This is a genomic window from Pseudomonas benzopyrenica, from assembly GCF_036884265.1.
Taxonomy (GTDB): domain Bacteria; phylum Pseudomonadota; class Gammaproteobacteria; order Pseudomonadales; family Pseudomonadaceae; genus Chryseomonas; species Chryseomonas benzopyrenica.
In genome coordinates, this window is sequence record NZ_CP145723.1 from 1,366,319 (window position 1) to 1,389,341 (window position 23,023).

Below are 23,023 nucleotides of genomic sequence, written 5' to 3' on the forward strand. Positions count from 1 at the left end.
AGGCCGACCGCTCTCGCTTTCATCGGCGGCTCTCCGCCTCAACGCAGATTCTAGGAATTTTCATGACGCGCTTTATTTTCGTCACGGGCGGTGTTGTTTCTTCTTTGGGGAAAGGCATCGCCTCGGCCTCCCTGGGCGCCATTCTGGAAGCGAGAGGGCTGAAGGTCACCATGCTCAAGCTGGATCCCTACATCAACGTGGATCCCGGCACCATGAGCCCCTTCCAGCACGGCGAGGTGTTCGTCACCCATGACGGCGCCGAGACCGACCTGGATCTGGGTCACTACGAGCGATTCATCCGCACCACGGTGACCCAGAACAACAACTTCACCACCGGGCGCATCTACATGGACGTGCTGCGCAAGGAGCGCCGCGGCGATTACCTGGGCGCCACCGTGCAGGTGATTCCGCACATCACCGACGAGATCAAGCGGCGCATCATCAAGGGCGCCGGCGATGCCGACGTGGCCCTGGTGGAGATCGGCGGTACCGTCGGCGACATCGAGTCGCAGCCCTTCCTCGAGGCCATCCGCCAGTTGCGGGTGGAGATCGGGGCGCGCCGCGCCATGCTGATGCACCTGACCCTGGTGCCCTATATCGCCACCGCCGGCGAGACCAAGACCAAGCCGACCCAGCATTCGGTCAAGGAGCTGCGCTCCATCGGCCTGCAGCCCGATGTGCTGATCTGCCGTTCCGACCACACCGTCGACAGCTCCTCGCGTCGCAAGATCGCGCTCTTCACCAACGTCGAAGAGCGCGCGGTCATCTCCCTGGAAGACGTCGACACCATCTACCGCATTCCCTCCGTGCTGCACGCCCAGGGCCTGGACGAGTTCGTCGTCGAGCGCTTCGGACTGGAGTGCAAGCCGGCCGATCTGTCCGAGTGGGATCGCGTGGTGGACGCCAAGCTCAACCCCGCGCAGGAAGTCACTATCGCCATGGTCGGCAAGTACATGGAACTGCTCGACGCCTACAAGTCGCTGATCGAGGCCATGACCCACGCCGGCATCCAGAGCCGCACCAAGGTCAACCTGCGCTATATCGATTCCGAGCACATCGAGCAGCAGGGCACCCATCTGCTCAAGGGCGTGGACGCCATCCTGGTTCCCGGCGGCTTCGGCCTGCGCGGCGTGGAAGGCAAGATCGCCACCGTGCAGTACGCTCGCGAGAACAAGATTCCCTACCTGGGCATCTGCCTGGGCATGCAAGTGGCGGTCATCGAATTCGCCCGTAACGTGCTGGGCTGGAAAGACGCCAACTCCACCGAATTCGACAAGGCCAGCGGGCACCCGGTGGTCGGTCTGATCACCGAGTGGCAGGACGCCACTGGCGCCACCGAGATCCGCACCGAAGGCTCCGACTTGGGTGGCACCATGCGCCTGGGCGCCCAGGAGTGCCAGCTGAGCGAAGGCACCCTGGTGCACGACTGCTACGGCCAGGACGTCATCGTCGAGCGTCATCGTCACCGCTACGAGGTCAACAACAACCTGCTGCCGCAGATCCAGGCCGCCGGCCTGAAGATCTCCGGTCGCTCGGGCGACGGCGCCCTGGTGGAGGTGGTGGAAGCCCCGGACCATCCCTGGTTCGTCGCCTGCCAGTTCCACCCGGAGTTCACCTCCACCCCGCGTGACGGCCATCCGCTGTTCAGCGGCTTCGTCAACGCCGCCCTGCGTTACGCCAAGAAGGATTGAGCATGACCGTGCAGAAGATCGTCCGCGTCGGCAACATCGAGATCGCCAACGACAAGCCCTTCGTGCTGTTCGGCGGCATGAACGTGCTGGAATCCCGTGATCTGGCCATGCAGGTCTGCGAGCAATACGTCAAGGTGACCGAGAAGCTGGGCATCCCCTATGTCTTCAAGGCCAGTTTCGACAAGGCCAACCGTTCCTCGGTGACCAGCTATCGCGGCCCGGGCATGGAAGCCGGCCTGCGCATCTTCGAAGAGCTCAAGGCCACCTTCGGCATGCCGGTGATCACCGACGTCCACGAGCCCTACCAGGCGGCTCCGGTGGCGGCGGTGTGCGACATCATCCAGCTGCCGGCCTTCCTCTCGCGACAGACCGACCTGGTGGTGGCCATGGCCAAGACCGACGCCGTGATCAATATCAAGAAGGCGCAGTTCCTTGCGCCCCAGGAGATGAAGCACATCCTCGCCAAGTGCGAAGAAGCCGGTAACGACCAGCTGATCCTCTGCGAGCGTGGTTCCTCCTTCGGCTACAACAACCTGGTGGTCGACATGCTCGGCTTCGGCATCATGAAGAGCTTCGGCTACCCGGTGTTCTTCGACGTGACCCACGCCCTGCAGATGCCGGGCGGGCGTGCCGATTCCGCCGGTGGCCGCCGCGCCCAGGTCACCGACCTGGCCAAGGCCGGCATGAGCCAGGGCCTGGCCGGTCTGTTCCTCGAAGCCCATCCGGATCCCGAACATGCCAAGTGCGACGGCCCCTGTGCCTTGCGCCTGGACAAGCTGGAGCCCTTCCTGGCCCAGCTCAAGGCGCTGGACGAGCTGGTGAAGTCGTTCACGCCGATCGAAACTGCCTGAGCGGCGGCTGAACCAAAAGGCTCGCGGGTAGCCGAAGGCTGATCCGTCAATGACCGGTAACATGGAGATCGATACAAAAATGGCTAACATCGTCGACATCAAGGGACGTGAAGTCCTGGATTCCCGCGGCAACCCCACCGTTGAAGCGGACGTGATCCTGGACAACGGTATCGTCGGTCGCGCCACCGCGCCGTCCGGCGCGTCCACCGGTTCGCGCGAGGCACTGGAGCTGCGCGACGGCGACAAGAGCCGCTACCTGGGCAAGGGCGTGCTGAAGGCCGTGGGTAACATCAACGGCCCGATCCGTGACCTGCTGCTGGGCAAGGATCCGAGCGACCAGAAGGCGCTGGATCGTGCCATGATCGAGCTGGATGGCACCGACAACAAGGCCAAGCTGGGCGCCAACGCCATCCTGGCCGTGTCCCTGGCCGCCGCCAAGGCCGCCGCCGAAGACCAGGACCTGCCGCTCTACGCCCACATCGCCAACTTGAACGGCACCCCCGGTCAGTACTCCATGCCGGTACCGATGATGAACATCATCAACGGCGGCGAGCATGCCGACAACAACGTCGACATCCAGGAATTCATGGTCCAGCCGGTCGGCGCCAAGAGCTTCGCCGACGCCCTGCGCGTAGGCGCTGAGATCTTCCATCACCTCAAGGCCGTGCTCAAGGCCCGTGGCCTGAGCACTTCCGTGGGTGACGAAGGCGGCTTCGCGCCCAACCTGGCCTCCAACGCCGACGCCCTGGCCGCCATCGCCGAAGCGGTGAAGAACGCCGGCTACGAGCTGGGCACCGACGTGACCCTGGCCCTGGACTGCGCCTCCAGCGAGTTCTACAAGGACGGCCAGTACGACCTGTCCGGCGAGGGCAAGGCCTTCGACGCCAACGGTTTCGCCGACTACCTGGCCGGGCTGACCGAGCAGTTCCCGATCATCTCCATAGAAGACGGCATGGACGAGTCCGACTGGGCCGGTTGGAAGGCCCTGACCGACAAGATCGGCAGCAAGGTGCAGCTGGTGGGCGACGACCTGTTCGTCACCAACACCAAGATCCTCAAGGAAGGCATTGAGAAGGGCATCGGTAACTCGATCCTGATCAAGTTCAACCAGATCGGCTCCCTGACCGAGACCCTGGAAGCCATCCAGATGGCCAAGGCCGCCGGCTACACCGCGGTGATCTCCCACCGCAGCGGCGAGACCGAAGATTCCACCATCGCTGACCTGGCCGTGGGCACCGCCGCCGGTCAGATCAAGACCGGTTCGCTGTGCCGTTCCGATCGCGTCTCCAAGTACAACCAGCTGCTGCGCATCGAAGAGCAGCTGGGTGCCAAGGCGCCTTACCGCGGTCGTGCCGAATTCCGCAGCTAAGCGCTGTGTGACCGGGAGGCGATGATCTAGGTCGTCTTCTCCCACCACGTCCGACGGACCACAGGATAGATGCCCAGTTTACAAGCGTAGAGCTGGGCTTCTATCCTGTTTTCGTCTCTGCCGCCGTCCTTGCGGCATCCGCCGTCCGCGAATCCGTTACCTCCCATGCGAAGTCCCTACTGGCTGTTCCCCTTCCTGCTCCTGCTGCTCGGCGGTCTCCAGTATCGCCTGTGGGTCGGTGATGGCAGCTTCGCCCAGGTGCGCGAACTCAAGCAGCAGATCGCCGACCAGAATGGCGAGAACAAGCGCCTGCTGGAGCGCAACGAGATCCTCGAAGCCGAGGTCGTCGAGCTCAAGAAAGGCATGGAGACCGTCGAGGAGCGTGCCCGCCACGAACTCGGCATGGTCAAACAAGGCGAAACCCTCTTCCTGCAATCCAAATAATGTCCCTTCTGCCTTCCTTCTGGGCGGTCATTCCCGCCGCGGGTGTGGGCGCGCGGATGCGTGCCGACCGCCCCAAGCAATACCTCGACCTCTGTGGCCGCAGCCTGCTGGAGCGCACCCTCGACTGTTTCCTCGGCCACCCGCGTCTGCGCGGCCTGGCGGTGAGCCTGGCCCCGGAAGATCCCTGGTGGCCGACCCTGGCGTGCGCCCGCGATGCCCGCATCCTGCGCGCACCGGGCGGCCGCGAGCGCGCCGACTCGGTACTGGGCGGCCTGCTGCTGCTAGCCGAGCAGGGCGCCACCGATGGCGACTGGGTGCTGGTGCATGACGCGGCGCGGCCCAATCTGCGACGTGATGACCTGGATCGGTTGCTGGCCGAACTGGCCCAGGACCCGGTGGGTGGCCTCCTGGGCGTGCCGGCGCGGGACACCCTCAAGCGCGTCGGGCGCGATGGTCGGGTGAGCGAAACCGTGGATCGCAGCCAGGTGTGGCTGGCCTATACGCCGCAGATGTTTCGCCTCGGTGCCCTGCGTGACGCCCTGAGCGCCGGTCTGGCGGCGGGCGCTGCCATCACCGATGAGGCCTCGGCCATGGAATGGGCGGGCCATGCGCCACGCCTGGTGGAAGGCCGGGTGGACAACATCAAGGTCACCACCCCCGAAGACCTGCAGCGGCTGCAAGTGGTCTTCGCCGAGGCCTAGGACTCACGTCAGCAGCACTCCTTTGCTGAAAAGACTCGCTCGCTGCGCTCAGCCCGCTGGGTGGCGAGCGCCTGGGCGCGGCGTGCCCAGGCCCTGCTTGAGGTGTTCCACCAGCAGGCGAATCTTCGGTGAGAGAAAGCGCCGCTGCGGATAGAGGGCCCAGACCGCGCTGTTGGGCGGTTGGCGGTTGTCCAGTAGGGCACGCAGTTCGCCCCGGGCCAAATGCGGCAGCACATAGTAGTCCGGCAGCTGGCACAAGCCGAAGCCGCGCAGCGCGGCGTCCAATACCGCCTGGCCGCTGTTGCAGCGCCAGGAGCCTTGGACCCGGTGCAGCACCTCGCGCTCGTTTTCGCGAAAGCTCCAGATGTCGCTGGTGCCGACCAGGCAGCGATGGCGAGCGAGTTCCGACAGGGTGTGAGGCGCGCCGAAGCGCTCCAGATAGCTGGGTGCGGCGCACAGATAGAGCTCCCGCGGCGCCAGCCGGGTCGCCACCAGGCGGGAATCGGCCAGACGGCCCAGGCGGATGGCCAGGTCGTAGCCTTCGTGCAAGAGGTCGACGGTGCGATTGGTCAGGTCCAGCTCCAGACTCACCTCGGGATGGCGGGCGAGGAAGTCGTTGACCAGGGGCACGACGAAACGCTCGCCATAGGTCACGGCGCAGGTCATGCGGATCAGTCCCTTGGGCTGGCTGGAGAGGTCGCTGACCTCGCGCAGGGCTTCGTCGCGCGCCTCCTGCAGACGGCGGCAGTGCTGCAGGAAGGTGTGGCCGGCTTCGGTGAGGGCCACGCTGCGGGTGCTGCGATAGAGCAGCCGCGCCTGCAGGCGTTCTTCCAGGCGGGCGACCTGACGGCTGACATGGGAAGTCGAGGTGCCGAGACGATCGGCGGCCTGGCCGAAGTGCAGGGTGCTCGCCACGGCGACGAATTCGTCGATGCCTTCCCAGCCCATGATTGTTTCCCTATGGCAAAAATGAATTCCAGTATGCCCGATTGTTCCAGGATTTCTGGCGTCTAAACTGGTCACCTCGTTTTTTCGTCCCTCTGGAGTCGACCATGATCAAGTCCCGCGCCGCCGTAGCCTTCGCGCCCAATGAGCCTCTGAAGATCGTCGAAGTGGACGTCGAGCCGCCCAAGGCCGGTGAGGTGCTGATCCGCATCGTCGCCACCGGCGTCTGCCACACCGATGCCTACACCCTGTCCGGCCAGGATTCCGAGGGCGTCTTTCCCTGCATCCTCGGTCACGAGGGCGGTGGCATCGTCGAAGCGGTGGGCGAGGGCGTGACCTCGGTCGCCGTCGGCGATCACGTCATCCCGCTGTATACCGCCGAATGCGGCCAGTGCAAATTCTGCAAATCCGGCAAGACCAACCTGTGCAGCTCGGTGCGCGCGACCCAGGGCAAGGGCCTGATGCCCGATGGCACCACCCGCTTCTCCTACAATGGCGAGCCGATCTATCACTACATGGGCTGCTCGACCTTCTCCGAGTACACGGTGCTGCCGGAAGTCTCGGTGGCCAAGATCCCCGCCGAGGCGCCCCTGGAAAAGGTCTGCCTGCTGGGCTGTGGCGTCACCACCGGCATCGGCGCCGTGCTCAACACCGCCAAGGTGGAAGAGGGCGCGACCGTGGCCGTCTTCGGCCTGGGCGGCATCGGTCTGGCGGCTATCATCGGCGCCAAGATGGCCAAGGCCAGTCGCATCATCGCCATCGACATCAATCCGTCCAAGTTCGACATCGCCCGCGAGCTGGGCGCCACCGACTTCGTCAATCCCAAGGATCACCAGAAGCCGATTCAGGAGGTCATCGTCGAGCTGACCGATGGCGGCGTCGACTACAGTTTCGAGTGCGTCGGCAACGTCAACCTGATGCGGGCGGCGCTGGAGTGCTGCCACAAGGGCTGGGGCGAGTCGGTGATCATCGGCGTGGCCGGTGCTGGCCAGGAGATCAGCACCCGGCCGTTCCAGCTGGTGACCGGCCGCGTCTGGCGCGGCAGCGCCTTCGGTGGCGTCAAGGGCCGCAGCGAGCTGCCCGGCTACGTGCGCAAGGCCCAGAGCGGCGAGATTCCGCTGGACACCTTCATCACCCACACCATGGGCCTGGAGCAGATCAACGAGGCCTTCGAGCTGATGCACGAAGGCAAGAGCATCCGCACCGTCGTCCACTACTGATCGCCGAGAGGGCGCCCACGGGCGCCTTCTTTCCGAGGGAGATGACCATGAGTCTCGAACTGCTCTCCAGCAACAAGAGTTTCGGCGGCTGGCACAAGCGCTATCGCCACCGCGCCCGCAGTCTCGACTGCGACATGACCTTTGCCGTCTATCTGCCGCCCCAGGCGGAAGCCCGCAGCGATCTGCCGGTACTCTACTGGCTGTCGGGCCTGACCTGTACCGACGAGAATTTCATGCAGAAGGCCGGTGCCCAGCGCTTGGCCGCCGAGCTGGGCCTGGTGCTGGTGGCGCCGGACACCAGTCCGCGCGGCGAGGGCGTGCCGGACGACCCCGACAAGGCCTGGGACTTCGGCCTGGGTGCCGGCTTCTACATCAACGCCACCCAGCAGCCCTGGGCCCGGCACTACCGCATGCACGACTATGTGGTCGAGGAACTGCCGGCGTTGATCGAAGCCAACTTTCCGGTCTCCGATCGCCGCGGCGTCAGCGGTCATTCCATGGGTGGCCACGGGGCCCTGATCTGCGCCCTGCGCCATCCGGGTCGCTATCGTTCGGTGTCGGCCTTCTCGCCCATCGTCAATCCGCTGGATTGCCCCTGGGGGCACAAGGCTTTCTCGAACTATCTGGGCGAAGACCGCAGTACCTGGGCGGAATGGGATGCCTGTGCGCTGCTGGCCAAGGCCGAGGAGCGGCTGCCGCTGCTGGTCGACCAGGGCGAACAGGACAGCTTCCTCACCGAACAGCTCAAGCCCCAGGCGCTGCAGCGGGCGGCGGAAGCCGCGGGTCATCCGCTGGAACTGCGGCTGCAACCCGGCTATGACCACAGCTATTTCTTCGTCGCCAGCTTCATCGACGACCATCTGCGGCATCACGCGGCGGCCCTGTCGACCCCCTGAGGGCGACGGCAGCTGTCCACAGCCGGTAGAATCGACGCCCTGTCATTTTCCAGGGCGTCTCTCTTCATGCGCATAGGTCACGGTTTCGACGTTCACGCCTTCGGCGAGGGCGATTTCATCACCCTCGGTGGCATTCGCATTCCCCACCACAATGGCCTGGTCGCGCACTCCGACGGCGACGTGCTGTTGCACGCCCTGGCCGACGCCCTGTTGGGCGCGGCCGCCCTGGGCGACATCGGCAAGCATTTCCCCGATACCGATCCGCGCTTCAAGGGCGCCGACAGCCGGGTGCTTCTGCGTCATGTGGTCGGCCTGGTGCGCGAGCAGGGCTGGCAGGTCGGCAACGTCGACGGCACCATCGCAGCCCAGGCACCGAAGATGGCGCCGCACATCGAGGCCATGCGCCAGGCCATCGCCGAGGACCTGCAGGTCGAACTGGGCCAGGTCAACGTCAAGGCCACCACCACCGAGCGTCTGGGGTTCGTCGGGCGCGAAGAGGGCATCGCCGTGCACGCCGTGGCGCTGTTGCTGCCGCTATGACCGAAGACCAGCTGCTCGGGCCGCGCGCCCATGGCGACCCCTGTGGCCAGGCGATCCTCAAGGCCAGCGCCGAGGACTTCCAGGTGGACGAGGTACTGGACATCCCGCTGAGCGGTGATGGCGAGCACCTCTGGCTATGGGTCGAGAAGCGTGGCCTCAACACTGAGGAGGCCGTGCGCCGCCTCGCCCGTGCCGCTGGCGTGCCCCAGCGGGCGATCAGCTACGCCGGTCTCAAGGATCGCCAGGCGCTGACCCGCCAGTGGTTCAGTCTGCACCTGCCCGGCAAGGCCGATCCGGACCTCGCGGCCGCCTGCGACGAGACGCTGGTGATCCTCCAGCAGGGACGGCACCGACGCAAGCTGCAACGCGGCGCCCATGCCGCCAATGGCTTCCGTCTGCGCCTGACCGGGCTCAAGGCCGATGCCGCGGCGCTGGAGGCGCGGCTGCAGGCCATCGCCGCCGAGGGCGTACCCAACTATTTCGGTCCGCAGCGTTTCGGCCATGAGGGCGGCAATCTGGCCGACGCTCAAGCGTGCGCCCGCGACCAGCGCCTGCCCGAGCAACGCAACCGGCGTTCGCGAACCCTGTCCGCCGCGCGCAGCTGGCTGTTCAATCAGGTGCTGGCCGGTCGTGTCGCCGATGGCTCGTGGCAGCGGGCGCAGGAGGGCGATCTGCTGGCCTTCACCGACAGCCGCAGCCACTTTCCAGCGACCACCGCCGATCTAGAGGATCCGCGCCTGGCGGCGCTCGATCTGCACCCCACCGGCCCCCTGTGGGGCGCCGGCGAGTCGCCGGTGCAGGGGCCGGCCGCTGCCCTGGAACAGGCGGTGGCGAAGGCCGCCGGAGAGCTGCCCGCCTGGCTGGCCGGTGCCGGCCTCTCGCATGAACGGCGCATCCTGCGCCTCCCCATCGGCGGCCTGACGTGGCATTATCCCGCTCCTGACATTCTGCAACTCGAATTCGTCCTGCCGGCCGGCTGTTTCGCCACCGCAGTGGTTCGCGAGCTGGTAACGCTTGGCGAGGCAGGGCAGACGGAACATCCATGCGACTTCTGATCGCCAACGACGATGGGGTGCTGGCCCCCGGTATCGCCGCGCTGCATGCCGCGCTCTCCGCTCGTGCGGACTACGAGTGCCAGGTAGTCGCGCCGCTCTATGACATGAGCGGCGTGAGCAGTGCCCTGACACTGGACCGCCCCCTGCATCCGCAGCGCCTGCCCAATGGCTTCCTGGGCGTCAACGGCACGCCTACCGATTGCGTTCACCTCGGCCTCAACGGCCTGCTGGACGAGACGCCGGACATGGTGGTGGCCGGTATCAACCTGGGTGCCAACCTGGGCGACGACGTTCTCTATTCCGGCACCGTCGCCGCGGCCATGGAAGGGCGTTTCCTCGATCGTCCTGCCCTGGCCTTTTCGCTGGTCTCGCGCAGCCCCGACAACATGGCGGTGGCGGCCGAGATCGCGACCCGCATTGTCGCCCTGCACGAGCGCTTCGACCTGCCGCCGCGCACCGTGCTCAACGTCAACATCCCGGATCTGCCGCTTGAGCAGATCAAGGGCCTGCAGCTGACCCGTCTGGGGCACCGTGCCCAGGCCAAGCCGCCGGTGCGCGAGATCAATCCGCGCGGCAAGGCCGGCTACTGGATCTCGGTCTCCGGCGATGCCGTGGATGGCGGACCAGGTACCGATTTCCATGCCGTGCTGGAAGGCTATGTGTCGGTGACGCCGCTGCAGTTCGATCGCACCTTCCGCGAGGGTTTCGCCGGCCTGTCGGCCCTGACGGAGCTGCTGACATGACTCAGGGGCAAGAGCATATGCAAAGACACGGCATCGGCATGACCTCCCAGCGCACCCGGGAGCGGCTCATCCAGCGCCTCTACGAAGAGGGGCTGTCCAACGCCCAGGTGCTGGAGGTGATCCGCCGTACGCCGCGTCATCTGTTCGTCGACGAGGCCCTGGCCCATCGCGCCTACGAAGACACGGCGCTGCCCATCGGCCACAACCAGACCATCTCCCAGCCCTTCATGGTGGCGCGCATGACCGAGCTCCTGCTCGCCGGCGGGCCGCTGGACAAGGTCATGGAGATCGGTACCGGCTCCGGCTACCAGACCGCCATCCTGGCGCAGACAGTGGAGCGGGTGTTTTCCGTGGAGCGGATCCAGTCGCTGCAGGACCGGGCCAAGGAGCGGCTGCTCGAACTCAACCTGCGCAACGTGGTGTTCCGCTGGGGCGATGGCTGGGAGGGCTGGCCGGCGCTGGCGCCCTACAATGGCATCATCGTCACCGCGGCCGCGCGGGAAGTCCCCCAGGCGCTGCTCGACCAGCTGGCACCCGGCGGTCGCCTGGTGATCCCGGTGGGCGTCGACGAGGAGCAGAAGCTCCTGCTGATCGTGCGCGAAGACGACGGCTTCGTCCGCCACGAACTCAACGCCGTCCGTTTCGTGCCCCTGCTCAACGGACCTCTGGCCCAGTGAGCGATAGGGAACGTTACCCCGGTGCCACGCTCCAAGGCTGCCTGGCGGCTTTGGCCGCTTGAGGCCGGCGGGATGGCCGGACGGTAGATGATCAGACTCTGCGGGAGGAACGGGTGAAGGCCCGAGCGCAAGGATTTCCAGGACGAGGGCGATCAGGCTGGCTAGCGACAGTGCTCGTGGCCCTGCTGCTGACGGGTTGTTCGAGCAACGGTTCGCGAGCGCCGGTTGTCGACCGCGGCGATGGTCGCGGCAGCGTGCCCCAGGTCACTTCCGGGCAATATCGCGTCAAGCGCGGTGACACCCTGTTTTCCATCGCTTCCCGCAACGGCTGGGAATGGCGTGCCCTGGCGGCCCAGAATGGTCTCAGTGCGCCCTATGTCATCCATGTCGGCCAGGTCATTCGTTTCGGCAACGGTTCCAGCGCCAGTGGTTCCAGTCGCATCATCCGTCGACCGGCCACGGTAGCTTCCGCTCCGGCACCGGGCAGTCCGGTGGCCACCCCGGTACCCATCCCGCCGCCCGTCACCTCCAGTCCCACCGCCGCCACCCCGGTGGTGACCCCGAATCTGCCTACGGCGCCACCGCCGACCCCGGTGACGCCAGCCCAGACGCCGACCCGTGACGTCCCCCAATCGGCCTCCGGTTGGGCCTGGCCGACGAAAGGCACCCTGATCAGTCGCTTCTCCGCCAGCAGCAGTCTAAACAAGGGAATAGACATCGCCGGCCAGGAAGGCCAGCCCGTGATGGCCGCCGCCGATGGCACCGTGGTCTATGCCGGAAACGGTCTGCGGGGTTATGGTGAACTGGTTATCGTCAAACACAGCGAAACCTACGTCAGTGCCTACGGTCACAATCGTAGGTTGCTGGTTCGGGAAGGTGAGCGTGTCAAGATAGGGCAGACGATTGCCGAGATGGGGTCGACCGGGACCGACCGGGTCAAGCTTCATTTCGAGATTCGCCGTCAGGGCAAGCCGGTGGATCCTTTGCAGTTTTTGCCCAATCGCTGATTCGCTAGGCGCCGACTCGATCCCGCAGCTCTTTGGGGGCGAGTCATGGCGCATCGGCAACGTATCGATACGCCCTGGCTCGAAGCACAGACGAGCAAGGGTTACTCAAGATGATCCAGAACAAACAAGAAACCGAGTACGATCTCGGCGACGATGTCCTGCTTCTCGATTCCAATCCCTTCGGTGAGGAATCCACCGAATCCGCCATGACCAAGGCGCTCTCCGGGCGCGGTAACCAGGTCTTGCGCGGCGCCAAGCTGGCCGATTATGGCCGAGCACTCGACGCCACTCAGCTCTATCTCAACGAAATCGGCTTCTCGCCACTGCTGTCACCGGCGGAAGAGGTGCATTTCGCGCGTCTCGCGCAGCGCGGTGATCCCGCCGGTCGCAAGCGCATGATCGAAAGCAACCTGCGCCTGGTGGTCAAGATCGCCCGCCGCTACATCAATCGCGGCCTGTCGCTGCTCGATCTGATCGAGGAAGGCAATCTGGGCCTGATTCGCGCCGTGGAGAAATTCGACCCCGAACGGGGCTTCCGCTTCTCCACCTATGCCACCTGGTGGATCCGGCAGACCATCGAACGCGCGATCATGAATCAGACCCGCACCATTCGCCTGCCGATCCACGTGGTCAAGGAACTCAACCTGCATCTGCGCGCGGCACGCGAACTCACCCAGAAGCTCGACCACGAGCCTTCGCCCGAGGAGATCGCCGCGCTGCTGGAAAAACCGGTGGCGGACGTCAAGCGGGTGATGGGCCTGAACGAGCGGATCAGCTCGGTGGACATGGTGCTCGGTCCCGATTCCGACAAGACCCTGCTCGATACCCTGACCGACGATCGCCCCACCGACCCCTGCGAATTGCTGCAGGATTCGGATCTCAACCAGAGCATCGACCAGTGGCTGCTGGAACTGCCGGAAAAGCAGCGCGAAGTGGTGGTACGCCGCTTCGGCCTGCGGGGTCATGAAGCCTGCACCCTGGAAGAGGTAGGACAGGAAATCGGACTGACCCGCGAGCGGGTGCGGCAGATCCAGGTCGAGGCACTCAAGCGGTTGCGCGAGATCTTCGAGCGCAATGGCCTGTCCAGTGATTCGCTGTTCTGACCAGCCCTAGCTGAATATCAGCCAAACGAAGCCCGGATTCATCCGGGCTTTTTTCTGCGTGTTCTTGTAAGCCTCGGCTTACAGGCCGCGTAAGCATGAATCGCTTGAGACTGCCGGAAAGCATCGCTTGATCAGTATGGCCAATCTTCAAGTGATTGCCGCATAACGATTTTTTGTTTCGGGCGGAGCAGCGAAGCGGCCTGAGAGGGCGGCTTGTGGCAGATTGCCATTGCTCGGGAGGAGAGTACTATCGGCTCTGTGTCTGGGACGACACGGATCGGCAGGAAGCGGATCGGGATCACCTCAGGACGAGGTTCACCAGGACGGTGGCAGGATTACAGGGACAGGGACGAAGGGGGCGGAGCGATCCGCCCCCTTTTTTATTGCCTGGAGATTCCAGGCAAGGCCTAGCGTTCGAGCTGGGGGAGCTTGTTGGGCTTGCCGTCCCACTCGGCGGCGTCAGGCAGGGCATCCTTCTTCTCGGTGATGTTCGGCCAGATGTTGGCCAATTCACTGTTGAGTTCGATGAAGGCTTCCTGGCCGGCCGGCACCTCGTCTTCCGAGAAGATCGCCTGGGCCGGGCATTCGGGTTCGCACAGGGCGCAGTCGATGCACTCGTCCGGGTGGATCACCAGGAAGTTGGGGCCTTCGTAGAAGCAGTCCACCGGGCAGACTTCCACGCAGTCGGTATATTTGCATTTGATGCAGTTGTCAGTGACGACGAAGGTCATCTGCTCGTTCTCCTCAGGCTAAGGCGGCGGATTCTAGCAGCATTGCCGGAACCCTCGTATCCGTTAACTCAGATACGCTTTTTCCATTCGTAGATAAGCTCCAGGGCCCGTCTGGGTGTGATGTCGTCCGGCTGCAGGCGTTCCAGTTCCTCGATGAGAGGATGGACGGCGCTGGCGAACAGATCGGCCTGCAAGGGGCGGTCCTTGGAAGGGACACTTATCGGCAGTGGCGTACCCACCTCACCGTTGAAACTGGCCGCTTCCAAGCGGGCGAGATGCTCCCGCGCGCGCAGGATGACGTCTTCCGGTACCCCGGCCAGTTGCGCCACGGCCAGGCCATAGCTCTGGCTGGCCGGGCCCGGCAACACATGGTGCAGGAAGACGATGCGGTCGTTGTGCTCGGTGGCGTTGAGGTGGACGTTGGCCACGCTCGGCTGGCCTTCCGGCAACACGGTCAGCTCGAAGTAGTGGGTGGCGAACAGCGTCCAGGCGCGCAGCCGCGCCAGTTGCTCGGCGGCGGCCCAGGCCAGGGACAGGCCGTCGAAGGTGCTGGTACCGCGACCCACCTCGTCCATCAGCACCAGGCTGTGTTCGCTGGCGTTGTGCAGGATGTTGGCGGTCTCGCTCATCTCCACCATGAAGGTGGAGCGGCCGCCGGCCAGGTCGTCGCTGGAGCCGATGCGGGTGAAGATGCGGTCCACCAGGGACAGTTCGCAACTGGCCGCCGGGACGAAGCTGCCGACATGGGCCAGCAGCACGATCAGCGCGGTCTGGCGCATGTAGGTGGACTTGCCGCCCATGTTCGGACCGGTGATAACCAGCATGCGGGTGTCGTTGTCGAGGGTGACGTCGTTGGCGACGAAGGGGGTTTCCAGCACCTGCTCGACCACCGGGTGGCGACCCTGGCCGATCTTCAGGCAGGGCTCCGCGACGAAGCGCGGCTTGTTGAGGTCCAGGTTGAGGGCGCGCTCGGCGAAGTTGGCCAGGACGTCCAGCTCGGCCAGGGCGGCGGCGCTGTCCTGCAGCGGCGCCAGGTGGCCGATGAGTTCGTCCAGTAGCGCCTCGTAGAGGGCCTTTTCCCGAGCCAGGGCGCGACTCTGGGCCGACAGGGCCTTGTCTTCGAAGGCCTTGAGCTCCGGGGTGATGAAGCGCTCGGCGCCCTTGAGGGTCTGGCGACGGATGTAGTCGGCCGGCGCCGATTCGGCCTGACGGCTGGGGATCTCGATGAAATAGCCGTGGACGCGGTTGTAGCCGACCTTGAGCCCCTGCAGGCCGGTACGGGCCTTTTCCCGGGCCTCCAGGTCCATGAGGAACTGGCCGGCGTTCTCGCTCAGGGTCTGCAGCTCGTCCAGCTCACTGTCGTAGCCACGCTTGATGACGCCGCCGTCGCGGATCACCGCCGGCGGGTTGTCGATGATGGCGCGGGCCAGGGTCGCGGCCAGTTCCGGATAGGTCTGGATGCTCTTGGCCAGATCGAGCAGGTGCGGGGCGATCATCTGCGTCAGCCCGTCCTGCAGCGCCGGCAGCGCGGCCAGGGCGTCTCTCAGGCGGGCGAGGTCGCGCGGGCGGGCGTTGCGCAGGCCGATACGGGCGAGGATGCGCTCCAGGTCGCCGATGTCCTTGAGCTGCGGCTGCAGCGTCTCGAAGCGATAGCCTTCCAGCAGGCAGGTGATGGCGTCCTGACGCGCCTCGATCACCGCGCGATTGCGCAGCGGGCGATTCAGCCAGCGGGTCAGCAGGCGACTGCCCATGGCGGTCTGGCAGCGATCCACCACCGATTGCAGGGTGTTGTCGCGACCACCGGCCAGGTTGACGTCCAGTTCCAGGTTGCGGCGGCTGGCGCCGTCGAGGATGACGGTGTCGTCCAGACGCTCGTGGCGGAGGCTGCGCAGGTGGGGCAGGGCGGTGCGCTGGGTTTCCTTGGCGTAAGCCAGCAGGCAGCCGGCGGCGCCGAGGGCCAGGCCCAGCTTGTCGCAGCCGAAGCCCTTGAGGTCGCCGGTGCCGAATTGCTGGCAGAGGCTCTTGAGCGCCGAGTCGCAATCGAAATCCCAGGGCGCCCGGCGACGCACGCCACGCCGCTTCTCGGCGGGCAGGCCGACGGGCCAGTCGTCTGGGATCAGCAGTTCCGCGGGATTGAGGCGGTCCAGCTCCGCCAGCAGGGTTTCCCAGCCGGCCAGTTCCTGCACGGTGAAGCGGCCGCTGGCGATGTCCAGCACGGCCAGGCCGAACAGGCGCTCGTCGCCCAGCACCGCGGTCAGCAGGTTGTCGCGGCGCTCGTCGAGCAGCGCCTCGTCGCTGACGGTGCCGGGGGTGATGATGCGTACCACCTGGCGTTCCACCGGGCCCTTGCTGGTGGCCGGGTCGCCGATCTGCTCGCAGATCACCACGGATTCGCCGAGCTTGACCAGCTTGGCCAGGTAGCCCTCGGCGGAATGGAAGGGGATGCCGGCCATGGGGATGGACTTGCCGGCCGAGGCGCCCCGGGCGGTCAGGGTGATGTCGAGCAACTTGGCGGCACGCCGGGCATCGTCGTAGAACAGCTCGTAGAAATCGCCCATGCGATAGAACAGCAGCTGTTCGGGGTGCTGATGCTTGATCTTCAGGTACTGCTGCATCATGGGCGTGTGCGCGGAGAGATCGCTCATGCGGGTGTTTCGATCCGGTTGCCTTGGGATAGCCGCGTATTGTCCACCAACTCGTGGCGTTTGTCGGCCCCACTCGGCTCAAGGAAGCGGCATCAGGCCTGCGGCTTTTGTTCGCGGGCGGCCAGCAGCAGATCGATCTGGGTCATGAGCCTTTCCAGGGTGAAGGGCTTGGCCAGCACCTCGACGCCAGGGGCGGGCAGGGGTTCGCCGGGTAGCTCCGCCTCGGCGTAGCCGGTGATCAGCAGGGTCATCAGACCCGGGCGACGCTCCCGGGCCAGGGCGGCGAGCTGGCAGCCGCTCAACCCGCCCGGCAGGCCGACGTCGGCGATCAGCAGATCCAGCGGCGTATCCGATTCCAGCACCTGCAATGCGGTGGCGGCATCGGTCGCCTCCAGGGTGCGGATGCGGTGTTCGCGCAGGGCCTCGTCCACCAGCGTCCGCACCAGGGGTTCGTCGTCCACCACCAGCACCGTCATGCCAGCGGGATAGCGTAACGGCGAGGTACGCATCGTCTCGACCGACGGCGGTGGGATTTCCACCAGGCGTGGCAGATAGAGCGTCACGGTAGTGCCTCGGCCCGGAGCCGAGGCGATATGGGCAACGCCACCGGACTGCCTGGCGAAGCCATAGATCATCGACAGGCCCAGGCCAGTGCCCATGCCCACCGGCTTGGTGGTGAAGAAGGGATCGAAAGCGCGCGCCAGGACCTCGGGCGGCATTCCGGAACCGGTGTCGAGTACCGCCAGGGTCACGTAGTCGCCAGCCGGCAATTCCAGCGCGGTGGCCTGGGCGTCGTTGAGGCGGCGATTGGCGGTGACGATGCGCAGCGTGCCACCCTCGGGCATGGCATCCCGGGCGTTGATGCACAGATTGAGCAGGGCGTTTTCCAGCTGGTGGGGATCGCACAGGGTGAGGTCGAGCGCCTCGGCCAGTTCGATATGGATCTCGACCTGGGGGCCTACCGAGCGGCGGATGAGCTCTTCCATGCCCTGCACCAGGGCGTTGGTCTGAGTGGCCGAGGGATCCAGCGCCTGGCGACGGGAAAAGGCCAGCAGGCGGTGGGTGAGGGCCGCGGCGCGTTCGGCGGCGCCCTTGGCACCCGTGGCATAGCGTTCGAGGTCGGTGAAGCGACCCTGCGCCAGGCGCAGACTGAGCATGTCGAGGCTGCCGATCACCCCGGTCAGCAGATTGTTGAAATCGTGAGCGATCCCGCCGGTGAGCTGGCCGACGGCTTCCATCTTCTGGCTCTGGCGCAGTTGCTCTTCGGTCTGGCGTAGGGCTTCCTGTTGTTCGCGGATGGCGGTGACCTCGCGCACCGCGGAATAGATGAGGCCCTCCTGCAGCACCGAATTCCACGACAGCCAGCGATAGCCGCCTTCGCGATGCCGATAGCGATTCTCGAAGCCGAACACCGGTTCGCCAAGCGCCAGGCGCTCCAGGGCCGCCTCGGTGCGGGCGCGATCCTCTACGTGCACGAAAGCCATGAAGGGCTCGTGGCGCAACTGCTCTTCGCTCCAGCCCAGGGTATGGGTCCAGGCTGGATTGAGATCCAGTAGCTGGCCTTCCAGGGTCGCCGTACAGAGCAGATCGGGGCTGGCCTGCCAGATCAGGTCGCGCTGACGGGTGCGCAGGGTGACCTGTTCGCCGAGATTGCCGGCGAAGCGATAGAGGGATTCCAGGCTACGGCGCTGGGCCGCGCAGACCGTCGCCATGATGATGTTGACCAGCACGAACAGGGCATGGGACACCCAGCGTTCGGAGAACAGCGCGAAATAGGCCGGCGCCTTGACGAACAGGGTCTCGGCCAGCAGCACCGACAGCAGGATGGCACAGAGGCCGGGACCCAGGCCGAACCAGAAGGCCGCGGCCATGATGAAGGGGATGAACAGCAGATAGGGCAGGCTGTCGATGCCCAGACTCAACCGGATCCCGGCCGCGATGCCGATCAGCAGGGCCGCGCCCAGATAGCGCCAGGGGGCGGGAGCGTCCCGCGGGACCAGCTTGAGTAGCCGGCCGAGCAGAGTGTGGGTGGCGATGGGCACTAGAGCTAGACCTCGGGACGCTGGTCCGTCACGGTACCGAAAGGGCGCACGACCGAAAGGCGGGCAGACCGACGGTTCAGGTGCCCTCGTGCCGCTCGAACTCCTCGACGGCGCGCGCCACCTCGGCGTTGTCCGCCGCCGTGCTGTGGGCCTGGCGCTCGAAGGCGGTGGCCAGTTCGTTGACCAGTTGCAGCAGGCGGGGGATGTCGCCGCTGCGCTCGGCATCGGCGGCCTGCTCGCGCACGCGGTTGACGAAGGCTTGGGGATCGTCGAAGGCGGTCATGGGGCGTTCTCCGTTGGGCTGATAATGGTCTGACCACAAATGAGCGCCATGGCTCACTCGCGGTGCTGCCAGACCTCCGGATTGACCAGATTCGCCGGCCGGCTACCGCCCAGGGCGGCCAGCAGGTTGTCCACCGCGCAGCGGGCCATGGCCTCGCGTGTCTCCTGGGTCGCCGAGCCCAGGTGTGGCGTCGGTACCACGTTGGGCAGGCGCAGCAAGGGTGAGTCCGGCGCCACGGGTTCGCGATCGAAGACATCCAGCCCGGCGCCACGCAGGCGGCCTTGCTGCAGGGCGGCGATCAGCGCGGCTTCATCGATCACCGGGCCGCGCGAGACATTGATCAGGATCGCATGGGCTGGCAACCGCGCCAGTTCGGCAGCGCCCAACAGGTGGTGGGTCTCGTCGCTCAGGGGCACGGTGACGCAGAGGAAGTCGCAGCTCGCCAGCAACTCGGGCAGCGCCAGGAAGCGTGCGCCAAAGCGTTCGTCCACCTCCGGCTTGGCGGCGTGGGCGGTGTAGTTGACCTGCATGCCGAAGCCCAGGTGGGCGCGACGGGCGATGGCCTGGCCGATGCGGCCCATGCCCACCAGACCTAGGGTCTTGCCATGGACGTCGCAGCCGAAATGGTCCTCGCCCAGACTGGCCTGCCACTGGCCGGCACGCACCCAGTCGGCCAGCTCGACGATGCGCCGCGCGGTGGCGAGCAGCAGGGCAAAGGCGGCATCGGCGACGCTTTCGGTGAGCACATCCGGGGTGTTGCAGAGCAGGATGCCGCGCCGTTGCAGATAGGGCAGGTCGTAGCTGTCGAAACCCACCGAGACGCTGGCGATGGCTTCCAGCCGGGGCGCCAAATCCAGTAGTTCGGGCGTCAGCTTGAAGCTGGAGCCGAGCAGGCCCTGGGCCTCGGGCAGGCGTTCGCGCAACCGGGCTTCGCCGCCCGGGGCCTTGACGTCGATGTACTCCAGGTCGAAGGCCTCGCTCAATCGCGCGGTCAGCACCGGCGACAGGGCCTTGTAGTGGATCACCTTCTTTTTCATGGACGAGTTTTCCTCTAGTGACTGGTGGCGGGCTTGAGCGCCGCGGCGCGAGCGACCGGTTCCTGGCGCAGCAGCAGGGTGAGGACCACGGCCACCAGCAGGGCGCCGCCCATGAAGCCGAAGGACGCGCCGGGACCGCCGGTCACGCCGTTGAGATAGCCCACCAGATAGGAGCCGGCAAAGGAGCCCAGGGCGCCCATGCTGTTGATCAGCGCCATGGCGCCACCGGCGACGTTGACGGGCAGGATCTCCGGGACGATGGCGAAGAAGGGGCCATAGGGGGCGTACATGCAGGCCCCCGCCACCACTAGCAGCGCATAGGACCACCAGAAGTGGTGAGGGCCGAGGGCGAAGGAGCCGAGGAAGGCCAGCGCGGCGATCAGCAGCGGCGGCCAGACGAACAGCTTGCGATTCTGCATGCGATCCGAGGCCCAGGACACGCCGAGCATGGCCAGCACGGCGGCCAGATAGGGCAGGGAGGACAGCCAGCCGGCCTGGACGATGTCCAGTTGGGCGCCCTGGCGCAGGATCGACGGCAACCAGAGGACGAAGCCATAGACGCCGATGCTCCAGCAGAAATATTGCAGCGACAGCAGGATGACCTTGGGCGAACGGAAGGCTTCGGCATAGTTCTTGACCGGCTTCATGCCCTGTTGTTCGGCCTTCAGCGCCTCTTCCAGACGGGCCTTTTCCTCGGCGGCGAGCCAGGTGGCATCCTTGGGCCGCTCGGCGGCCAGGCGCCACCAGATGAAGGCCCAGATCACCGCCGGCAGGCCTTCGATGATGAACATCCAGCGCCAGTCCAGGGCATGGATCAGATAGCCCGAGACCACCGACATCCAGAGAATGGTCACCGGATTGCCGAGGATCAGGAAGGTATTGGCCCGCGAGCGCTCGCGCTTGGTGAACCAGTGGCAGAGATAGACCAGCATCGCCGGCATCACCGCCGCTTCGACGACGCCGAGCAGGAAGCGGATGGCGATGAGCAGGGTGACGTTGGGCACCATGCCGGTCAGGGTAGCCAGGCCGCCCCAGGCGATCAGACTCCAGAAGATCAGCCGCTTGACGCTGCGCTTCTCGGCATAGATGGCGCCGGGCACCTGGAAGAAGAAGTAGCCGAGAAAGAACAGCGCACCGAGCAGCGAGGACATCGCCGGGGTGATGCCCAGGTCGTCGGCCATGCCCGAGGCGGCGGCGAAGCCATAGTTGGCCCGGTCGAGGTAGGCCAGGCTGTAGGTGATGAAGACCACTGGCATCAGATACCACCAGCGGCGTGGAGCGAGAGAAGAGGCGTTCATGGGGTCACCTGCTTGATTGTTCTTGTAAAGGTGTAGATCAGGGCAGTTCGTGTCGGTAGGGCAGTCCTTCCATGTCGCCGACCACCTGCACGGCGCGGGCGCCGATCCAGTTGCCGCGGGCGACGGCGGCGGCGACATCGAGGCCATCGAGCAGGGCGCTGACGAAGCCGGTGGCGAAGCCATCACCGGCGCCGACGGTGTCCACCACCTCGGCAACGGGCACGCCGGGGACCTCACCCTCGGCCTCAGGGGTGCGCCAGTAGCCACCTTCGGGACCGAGCTTGATGGCCACGGCCTTGGCGCCGCGGTCGAGGTAGAAGGCGGCGATGTCCGCCGGGGTGTGGTAGCCGGTCAGCAGCCGGCCCTCGGCCAGGCCGGGCAGCACCCAGTCGGCGAGGGCGGCGAGGTCGTTGAGCTCGCGACGCATCTGCTCTTCGCTGTCCCACAGCGAAGGCCGCAGATTGGGATCGAAGGAGATGCTGCGACCGGCGTCGCGCATGGCCTGCAGCAGGTGGCGGCTGAAGGCGCGGGCGCTGGACGACAGTGCCGGCGGGATACCGGTGGCATGCAGGTGACGCGCCTGCAGCAGACTCGGGTCGAAATCCTCCTCGATGTTGAGGTGGCTGGCCGCCGAACCGCGGCGGAAGTACTCCACCACCGGATCGCTGCCATCGGCGGCGCGAGACTTGAGCTGGAAGCCGGTGGGGTGCTGCGGATCGACGGTGAGGCGGCTGCAGTCCAGCCCCTCGGCCTCTAGGCTGGCGCGCACGAAGCGGCCAAAGGAGTCGTCACCGACGCGCGACAGCCAGGCGACCCTGAAGCCCAGGCGGCTCAGGCCGATTGCCACATTGTTGTCGGCACCGGCGATGCGCTTGCCGAACTGGCCGACCGTGGCCAGGTCGCCCGGCGTCTCGGCGACGAACATGGCCATGGTTTCGCCAAAGGCGAGGATGTCGAAGTCAGCCATGCTGGCGCTCCTCCCGCTGCTGGCTATCGAAGGTGCGCAGGGCTGCTACCTGGCGGCGGGTCTCGGCCAGCAGATCGGCCCCCATGAGGGGAAACTCGATGGCGCGCCGCAGGCCGGTGGGGAAGTGGACCATCAGGCTCTGCCAGGCCAGCAGATCGGCCGCTTCCGGGGGCACGGCATGCAGGCCACCGGCACGTCGGCGCACCGCCTTGCAGTGCAGGTAGCGGACGTCCCCTCCGAGCAGCCGTGCGGCCTGGAGGGGATCTTCGTCCTGCCAGCGCCAGTTGCCGACATCGAAGGTCAGCCCTATTGGCAGGCCTGCTGCCCGGACCGCTTGGATGAAGGCGCGCAACGGTTCGACCCGGCCACCCTGGGCGGTCTGGTCGTTTTCCACCAGCAGCTGCGGACCACCGTCCCGTAGCAAGCTGCCAAGCGCCGAAAGATCGGCCGCCGCGCGATAGTGTCCGAGCGACACCTTGAGGGTATCGGCGCCCAGCAGGCGGGCTTCGGCGATGGCTTCGGGCAGGCGCGGCGAGAGGGCCGCGCCGGCGTCGGGCCAGAGTTCGAGGGGGACCGAATAGACACAACCCAGACCAGCCGCCTGGATGGCGGCGCCTAGGGCAGCGAAATCGGGCGTATCGGTGAAGAGTTCGGCGCGGATTTCCACCTGGGTGGCGCCCGCAGCGGCGATCAGGTCGAGCCAGGCGGCCTGGCCCTGCGTACGTACCCCGTCGGCACCAAAGGCCGAGGTGGTGATGGCGATCTCCGGTGGCATTGT

General features: G+C 66.1%; 22 protein-coding genes. 13 read left to right on the forward strand and 9 right to left on the reverse strand.

Annotated elements, in window-relative coordinates; translation table 11 throughout:
• The first annotated feature begins 62 nt into the window (after nt 1–62).
• The 5 genes from V6W80_RS06270 (at nt 63) to ispD (ending at nt 5,056) form a co-directional block, all read left to right on the forward strand.
• The gene (locus tag V6W80_RS06270; protein ID WP_133859808.1) at nt 63–1,691 is read left to right on the forward strand and encodes a CTP synthase; all 1,629 of its coding nucleotides are present in this window, start codon (nt 63–65) and stop codon (nt 1,689–1,691) included.
• 2 nt (nt 1,692–1,693) lie between these two features.
• Nucleotides 1,694–2,542 (forward strand): 3-deoxy-8-phosphooctulonate synthase, encoded by an 849-nt coding sequence (kdsA, locus tag V6W80_RS06275; RefSeq protein ID WP_042136053.1) that lies wholly within the window; start codon nt 1,694–1,696, stop codon nt 2,540–2,542.
• Between the two features lie 79 nt (nt 2,543–2,621).
• Complete coding sequence (gene eno, locus V6W80_RS06280; RefSeq protein ID WP_007159474.1) at nt 2,622–3,911, forward strand: phosphopyruvate hydratase; 1,290 nt, start codon at nt 2,622–2,624, stop codon at nt 3,909–3,911.
• 165 nt (nt 3,912–4,076) lie between these two features.
• The gene (locus V6W80_RS06285; RefSeq protein WP_007159473.1) at nt 4,077–4,355 is read left to right on the forward strand and encodes a septum formation initiator family protein; all 279 of its coding nucleotides are present in this window, start codon (nt 4,077–4,079) and stop codon (nt 4,353–4,355) included.
• Nucleotides 4,355–5,056, forward strand: a complete 702-nt coding sequence (ispD, locus tag V6W80_RS06290; RefSeq protein WP_160923744.1) for a 2-C-methyl-D-erythritol 4-phosphate cytidylyltransferase — start codon at nt 4,355–4,357, stop codon at nt 5,054–5,056. Before V6W80_RS06285 ends, ispD begins: the two co-directional genes overlap by 1 nt.
• 48 nt (nt 5,057–5,104) lie before the next feature.
• Here ispD and V6W80_RS06295 read toward each other — a convergent pair whose 3' ends face one another.
• A complete protein-coding gene (locus V6W80_RS06295; RefSeq protein ID WP_178121690.1) occupies nt 5,105–6,004 on the reverse strand; it encodes a LysR substrate-binding domain-containing protein in 900 nt (299 codons plus the stop codon).
• 104 nt (nt 6,005–6,108) lie between these two features.
• On the opposite strand from V6W80_RS06295, the gene V6W80_RS06300 reads away from it, so the two are divergent.
• The 8 genes from V6W80_RS06300 (at nt 6,109) to rpoS (ending at nt 13,242) form a co-directional block, all read left to right on the forward strand.
• On the forward strand, nt 6,109–7,221 hold the full coding sequence (locus tag V6W80_RS06300; protein WP_017639036.1) for an S-(hydroxymethyl)glutathione dehydrogenase/class III alcohol dehydrogenase: 1,113 nt from the start codon (nt 6,109–6,111) through the stop codon (nt 7,219–7,221).
• 41 nt (nt 7,222–7,262) lie between these two features.
• The gene (gene fghA, locus V6W80_RS06305; protein WP_160923745.1) at nt 7,263–8,117 is read left to right on the forward strand and encodes an S-formylglutathione hydrolase; all 855 of its coding nucleotides are present in this window, start codon (nt 7,263–7,265) and stop codon (nt 8,115–8,117) included.
• 66 nt (nt 8,118–8,183) lie between these two features.
• Nucleotides 8,184–8,657 (forward strand): 2-C-methyl-D-erythritol 2,4-cyclodiphosphate synthase, encoded by a 474-nt coding sequence (gene ispF, locus V6W80_RS06310; RefSeq protein WP_160923746.1) that lies wholly within the window; start codon nt 8,184–8,186, stop codon nt 8,655–8,657.
• Complete coding sequence (truD, locus tag V6W80_RS06315) at nt 8,654–9,712, forward strand: tRNA pseudouridine(13) synthase TruD (protein WP_338546235.1); 1,059 nt, start codon at nt 8,654–8,656, stop codon at nt 9,710–9,712. The genes ispF and truD overlap by 4 nt, the downstream gene beginning before the upstream one ends.
• Nucleotides 9,700–10,455, forward strand: a complete 756-nt coding sequence (gene surE, locus V6W80_RS06320) for a 5'/3'-nucleotidase SurE (RefSeq protein WP_017639032.1) — start codon at nt 9,700–9,702, stop codon at nt 10,453–10,455. The genes truD and surE overlap by 13 nt, the downstream gene beginning before the upstream one ends.
• A 38-nt stretch (nt 10,456–10,493) precedes the next feature.
• A complete protein-coding gene (locus V6W80_RS06325) occupies nt 10,494–11,132 on the forward strand; it encodes a protein-L-isoaspartate(D-aspartate) O-methyltransferase (RefSeq protein WP_160923793.1) in 639 nt (212 codons plus the stop codon).
• 170 nt (nt 11,133–11,302) lie between these two features.
• On the forward strand, nt 11,303–12,139 hold the full coding sequence (locus tag V6W80_RS06330; RefSeq protein WP_064306749.1) for a peptidoglycan DD-metalloendopeptidase family protein: 837 nt from the start codon (nt 11,303–11,305) through the stop codon (nt 12,137–12,139).
• Nucleotides 12,140–12,249: 110 nt separating this feature from the next.
• Nucleotides 12,250–13,242: an RNA polymerase sigma factor RpoS gene (gene rpoS / locus V6W80_RS06335; RefSeq protein WP_017639029.1), complete on the forward strand. Its 993-nt coding sequence runs from the start codon at nt 12,250–12,252 to the stop codon at nt 13,240–13,242.
• Nucleotides 13,243–13,649: 407 nt separating this feature from the next.
• Here the strand turns inward: rpoS and fdxA are convergent, their stop codons facing one another.
• The 8 genes from fdxA to V6W80_RS06375 all read right to left on the reverse strand — a co-directional run bounded on the left by fdxA (nt 13,650) and on the right by V6W80_RS06375 (nt 23,020).
• Entirely contained in the window at nt 13,650–13,973 is a 324-nt protein-coding gene (fdxA, locus tag V6W80_RS06340; protein ID WP_007159459.1) for a ferredoxin FdxA, read from the reverse strand.
• Between the two features lie 68 nt (nt 13,974–14,041).
• Nucleotides 14,042–16,618 (reverse strand): DNA mismatch repair protein MutS, encoded by a 2,577-nt coding sequence (gene mutS, locus V6W80_RS06345; RefSeq protein WP_338546238.1) that lies wholly within the window; start codon nt 16,616–16,618, stop codon nt 14,042–14,044.
• Nucleotides 16,619–16,710: 92 nt separating this feature from the next.
• A complete protein-coding gene (locus tag V6W80_RS06350; protein ID WP_184291474.1) occupies nt 16,711–18,660 on the reverse strand; it encodes an ATP-binding protein in 1,950 nt (649 codons plus the stop codon).
• A 76-nt stretch (nt 18,661–18,736) separates the two neighbouring features.
• Nucleotides 18,737–18,943, reverse strand: a complete 207-nt coding sequence (locus V6W80_RS06355; RefSeq protein WP_184291472.1) for a hypothetical protein — start codon at nt 18,941–18,943, stop codon at nt 18,737–18,739.
• A gap of 53 nt (nt 18,944–18,996) precedes the next feature.
• Nucleotides 18,997–19,980 (reverse strand): NAD(P)-dependent oxidoreductase, encoded by a 984-nt coding sequence (locus V6W80_RS06360; protein WP_184291470.1) that lies wholly within the window; start codon nt 19,978–19,980, stop codon nt 18,997–18,999.
• Nucleotides 19,981–19,994: 14 nt separating this feature from the next.
• Complete coding sequence (locus V6W80_RS06365; protein ID WP_026083602.1) at nt 19,995–21,278, reverse strand: MFS transporter; 1,284 nt, start codon at nt 21,276–21,278, stop codon at nt 19,995–19,997.
• 37 nt (nt 21,279–21,315) lie between these two features.
• A complete protein-coding gene (locus tag V6W80_RS06370; RefSeq protein ID WP_338546240.1) occupies nt 21,316–22,245 on the reverse strand; it encodes a sugar kinase in 930 nt (309 codons plus the stop codon).
• Entirely contained in the window at nt 22,238–23,020 is a 783-nt protein-coding gene (locus V6W80_RS06375; protein WP_338546242.1) for a sugar phosphate isomerase/epimerase family protein, read from the reverse strand. The genes V6W80_RS06370 and V6W80_RS06375 overlap by 8 nt, the downstream gene beginning before the upstream one ends.
• Between the last annotated feature and the right edge of the window lie 3 nt (nt 23,021–23,023).